Annotated in this window: 6 protein-coding genes; 3 read left to right on the top strand and 3 right to left on the bottom strand. The window is 43.8% G+C overall.

What is annotated here, in order from left to right; genetic code table 11:
* The coding region (locus ACWVCM_RS06730; RefSeq protein WP_455200961.1) for a glycerate kinase type-2 family protein at window positions 1-1,043 on the top strand (1,043 nt) is incomplete at its 5' end.
* Between the two features lie 269 nt (window positions 1,044-1,312).
* Here the strand turns inward: ACWVCM_RS06730 and ACWVCM_RS06725 are convergent.
* The gene (locus ACWVCM_RS06725; protein WP_455200960.1) at window positions 1,313-1,714 is read right to left on the bottom strand and encodes a heavy metal-responsive transcriptional regulator; all 402 of its coding nucleotides are present in this window, start codon (window positions 1,712-1,714) and stop codon (window positions 1,313-1,315) included.
* A 246-nt stretch (window positions 1,715-1,960) separates the two neighbouring features.
* Between ACWVCM_RS06725 and ACWVCM_RS06720 the strand changes: the two genes are divergently transcribed.
* Both ACWVCM_RS06720 and ACWVCM_RS06715 read left to right on the top strand, forming a co-directional pair.
* Window positions 1,961-2,656, top strand: coding sequence for a PH domain-containing protein (locus ACWVCM_RS06720; protein WP_455200959.1), 696 nt, complete (start codon window positions 1,961-1,963; stop codon window positions 2,654-2,656).
* Window positions 2,657-2,919: 263 nt separating this feature from the next.
* A complete protein-coding gene (locus tag ACWVCM_RS06715) occupies window positions 2,920-3,747 on the top strand; it encodes a tetratricopeptide repeat protein (RefSeq protein ID WP_455200958.1) in 828 nt (275 codons plus the stop codon).
* 42 nt (window positions 3,748-3,789) lie between these two features.
* On the opposite strand, the gene ACWVCM_RS06710 is transcribed toward ACWVCM_RS06715, so the two are convergent.
* Together ACWVCM_RS06710 and ACWVCM_RS06705 are read right to left on the bottom strand one after the other, a co-directional pair.
* Entirely contained in the window at window positions 3,790-4,695 is a 906-nt protein-coding gene (locus ACWVCM_RS06710) for an ExeA family protein (RefSeq protein ID WP_455200957.1), read from the bottom strand.
* A 131-nt stretch (window positions 4,696-4,826) separates the two neighbouring features.
* On the bottom strand, window positions 4,827-5,008 hold a 182-nt coding region (locus tag ACWVCM_RS06705), incomplete at its 5' end, for a hypothetical protein (protein WP_455200956.1).

Here is a 5,008-nt window from a genome sequence, read left to right as displayed (position 1 = left end):
TGGTTATCACCAAGCATGGACATTGTTCCCCAGGGCTACCAGGTGTTCATGTGATAGAGGCTGGGCATCCCTTACCTGACCAGAAAAGCCTGGAAGCGGGTAGCCAACTGCAATCTTACCTCAATACGGCACCAGCAAACGCCAGGTTCCTGTTTTTAATTTCAGGGGGTGCATCAGCACTGGTTGAAGTTTTACCCGAGTCTGTTTCTCTAAAAAACCTGGAAAAACTCAATAACTGGCTATTGCAAAGTGGATTGCCCATCGCCGAGATGAATGCCATTCGTCAACAAGTTTCCTGTATTAAAGGCGGTAGGTTGGCAAGACACACAGACGGGCGTACTACAACGGTATTGCTGATGTCCGATGTTCAGGGAGATAATCCTGCAGTCATCGGCTCCGGCCTGTTAGTTCCCGCTGATGATTCCTTGAAAATAATTGATCATGACAAACTTCCCCGGTTTGTTCAAAGCATGCTGAACAAGGCGCCACCCATACCAAAAACTAATGACCCATGTTTTAACACCATTAATTGGCGCATTATCGCCAACCTGCAACAGGCGATTGCTGCAGCTGGCGAAACCGCTGTATCGCTAGGCTATGTAACCAATATCCACGCTGAATATTTGCAGGGTGACGCTATTGAGTGCGGTCGACACATAGCGCAAGTGATGCAGTGCCATCCTGGTGTGCTGCATATATGGGGTGGTGAAACGACGATGACGTTACCAATTGATCCTGGAAAGGGCGGGCGCTGTCAAAGCCTGGCGTTAAGCACAGCGATAGAATTACAGGGAAATAAACAGTGGTGTTTATTGGCCGCTGGTACCGATGGAGGTGATGGTGTCATGGATGCCGCGGGCGTGTGTATTGATGCCAATACATTGGCCAGGGCTAAACAAAAACTGGTGAGTGGTACAGATCCACGAATTTATCTGGAAAATGCTGATGCGGGGACCCTGTTTGAAGCCAGTGTTGATTTGATCAGGACAGGACCTACGGGTACTAACGTCACGGACCTGGTGATGGGGTATATGGATCGCTAATTAAATTTTTTTAAAGGAATAATTTTTTACAGAAATAATTTTTTATAGAAATAATTTTTTATAGAAATAAAAAAAGGGACTTTAGGAAGGGAGAGAGGCTAAAGTCCCTGGGTTGCTTGTGTATACAAGCATGAGGAATCGTGAAGGCCGAGGGGAGAGTCTCTCCTTCACATCTACTTCAACTACTACTACAACCTTCTGTTACTACAATCTACTGTGCTACCACTTTACAACGTCTTACTTAATCGATCATTAATGACTGCACGCCGCTAGTCAGCATATAAAGCATCCAGTATTGGACAGTCGTCCAGCAGGTTATGGCTGACACATTGATTTGTTAAATCTTGCAAGGTATCTTTCATACGTTGCAATTCGCTGATTTTTGCTTCAATTTGTTCAACTTTGGAGGCGGCTCTATCGAGAACGTCCCCACAACAAGCGTTTGGCTTTTCCTGTATCGACAGTAAGTCGCTAATTTCTTTTAAGGTAAAGCCGATCGCCTTCGCGCGTTGAATAAACAACACACGTTGAACAATTTCAGCTGGAAATTGCCGGTAACCTGATGGGTTACGCTCCGGTTCTTTAATTAAGCCTTCTTTTTCGTAAAACCGGATTGTTTCGACACGAACCCCCGTTTCTTTCGCTACCTGGCCAATTGTCATTAATATCATTATTTTATTGACCTCGTTAGAATTACTCTAAACCCTAAAGTATACTACAGGGTCAAGAAATACGTATGCGCTTACGTAGTCATTTGGTTCAGGGGCCTGTAAGTTATTGTTTGACACGGAATACTGGCTAAATTCGTTAGCCCTACGGCAGCATACTCAGGGTTGGCACAGCTTACGCATCTTGATTATTGTCAATTTGTGTAATTAGTGAACAATTAATAGCTGGGCCAGTGCGACTGAGGCGTTGTGGAAACGTTAGGAAACCAACATTTTCTGGATAATATAGAGCTGATCCACGAAGAAAAAGTGCTGTGGCAGGGTGGTGCTTCCCGCCGGGGTATCGCTGTTCAGCTATTGCATTTTACGGGTTTCATCCTTGGGATAATTCTGGTTTTTGCGGTTGTTCTGGGTATCCCTTTATTTTTATATACCGAGAACCCTGACTATCCGTCAGAGACAAAAATCGAAATGTCTCAGCCGGAAACGGGAGATGCACTTAACAATCATCAAAAAGGTGCGCAACAAGACGATGAACCTGATCCACCAAAAATTATTTTAAGCACCCAACGCGTGATTATCCTGCTTGGATCGATCACTCCGCTAATCATTTTAACGCTATTGTGCATTGCCTGGTTGAGGGTTAAAAATTACTGGTTTGTGATTACCACTGAACGTATTTGTATTCAGAGTGGTATATTCAGACGACAACTAGTCGCAATCGATATTGATAAAGTTGTGTCTGTGATTGCTACCCACACCATTCTCGATCGAATATTTAAATTACACGCCATAGAGTTAATCCATGCAGGCGTGAATTTCCCCATGCCCAATACCAATCTGCTGTTATTCAATCCCTATAAAATGTTTTATGTGCCAGTTGGAACTAATTTGGTCAGTAAGCTACTAACTAACTGGTTACCAAGAGATAATCAGAAAAAATAGATCCATTTATGCCTGGATTATGGTTCGCTGGTCGTCAGGTCAATTGCTTCCAACTTAATACTTAATATAGTTATCATAAATGAATATGTTGCTGTTGGGTTAAAAGCAACTGGTTGTTTTCTTGATGTTTTTATACCTGGCTAGCGATAAGTCGGGTTTTCATTCGCTAATCTATATACATTTTCAGGCGATACATACATAACGGATGCATACGCAATGCAACCGTAACGGATATTTCGTTTATAAAGTTTCACGGAGCAGGAATGAGAAAGCGCGTCCTTTGCACAGGTTTGTTTTTACTCTATTTATCAATTTCATTGCCTTCATTTGCAGGCCTGGAATCTGTCAATGCAGTGCTTAGCAGGATCCAGAATCAAAAGTCTTTTAAGACCTATCTGGCTGAAGCCAACAACGGTAGTCTTGAAGCCCAAAACAAAGTTGGGGAGGCGCACCTGAACGGACTTGATACGCCCAAAAATGAGAAAGAAGCTTTGAGGTGGTTTCGAATAGCGGCGGAAAAAGGACATTTGGAAGCTCAGGCAAACCTGGGATACATGTATCTTTTTGGCAGCGGTGTTGATCAAAACTTTTTTGAAGCACTTGACTGGAACACAAAAGCAGCTGAAGCCGGCAATGCCAAAGCACAATATAATCTTTATCACACTTATCTAAATGGATTTGGCGTTTATGAAGACCGTTCGGAAGCAGTGCTGTGGTTGACGCGTGCAGCAGAAGGGGGATTGGCTACCGCGCAAGCCAAACTGGGCAATTTGTTTCGTACCGGGATTAATGTTCAGCAAAACCTGGGTGAGGCCGTGAAATGGCTACAACGTGCTGCAGCGCAAGGGGATTCCGAAGCCCAGTATAACCTGGCCAGACATTACGCAACCGGCTTAGGTGTGGAAAGGAATTTTATTCAATCCTATGCCTGGTATGAAATTGCTGGTGACTCCTGTCCTGTTAAAAGTAATAAATCTCAGTGTCTTGAATTTCGGGATAGTGTTGCCAGAGTTTTAACGGCGGTGGAACTGCAGCAAGCCGAAAAACTGATTGCAACGATAAAGGTGTTGATTGCTGCCGGATCACGTTAAGCCTGTGAATGGCGCGTAATCCCAAATGATGGGAAGAAACTCCTAGTGCAACTCTTTCTTGGAGTTAACGGGAGAAAGGCTTATGTATTGTTTCTCGAATTCGTTTTCTGATTTCAACACTGTGTGTGACAAAGAAATTTGTTCTTCGTTTAATTCCTTTATTACGTCCTCGATATCCTCAATCCCCAACTCATGCTTGTCTTCCACGAAGCCGTGTAAAAGTAGCCGGCTGCATATCTGGTTAACCCGCCTTGGGATGCCGTCAGTGTTTTCATAAATTAACGGGTAAACATTGCGATTGATTTCCGGGTCATGTTGCCAGCCAGCAACAGTCAATCGACACTCGATATAGTTTTCAATTTCATTGACAGAGAGCGGTTGCATGGCAGTGGCAACGGTAATTCGTTGGCGCAATTGTTCCATGGAACTGGATCCCAGCAAATCAAACAACTGTGGCTGGCCCACCAGAAAAATCTGTAACAAAGGAATATAGTCCATTTCAAAATTTGTTAACAATCGCAATTCTTCCAGAGCCCCTTTGGACAGGTCCTGTGCTTCATCAACGATTAAAATGGTGTGTTGTTCTCGACGCCGCCTGTCTATCAGGTAATTTTTAAGGCGCTGGATGACCGTTGCCTTATTCGCATTTTCAACGGGTAGATCATAGGAATATGCAACGTATCGTAATAAATCATCGGCCTCCAGTTGCGTAGTCACCAGGGTGCTCACCTTAAACCTCGTTTTATCCAGATCACTCAGCATTTCTTTTACCAGGGTCGTTTTGCCAGTGCCCGGTTTACCGGTAATCAACAGAAAACCTTCGCCGCGTTCCAGGGCAAATTTGATATAAGTTTTGGCTTTTTTGTAGCTGGGGTGCAGATAACTAAAACGCGGGTCCGGGCTCAGCGCAAAGGGATCGGAATCGAGATGGTAATATTTTTCGTACATGGTTATTTGTTCTAATGCCTCAATAATCCATGCTGCCAGTGTTATTGGATAATTTTTATTCTATAGCAAAATTAAAATTGAGCAAGATCTAATCAGGTGAATTTACAAATTAAACTTGATCCAGGTCTAAACTACGGTTGATTTACTGTTTTGAATGTCGTTATGCTTAGGTATACCAACGCTGGTTTGTCAGCGTCCCGCCCGCGGAAAGGGCTGCGCCCAACAAACTGAATAATTTGAAACCTCAGCTCATTGACTGATGCTGGGGCTTCTCTGACGATTTCCTTGCATCCTATGGCGGGCACGGGATAAC

Source organism: Kaarinaea lacus (assembly GCF_975902315.1).
The sequence above is the reverse complement of the archived record's forward strand: the minus strand, read 5'-3'. Positions and strand labels throughout refer to the sequence as shown.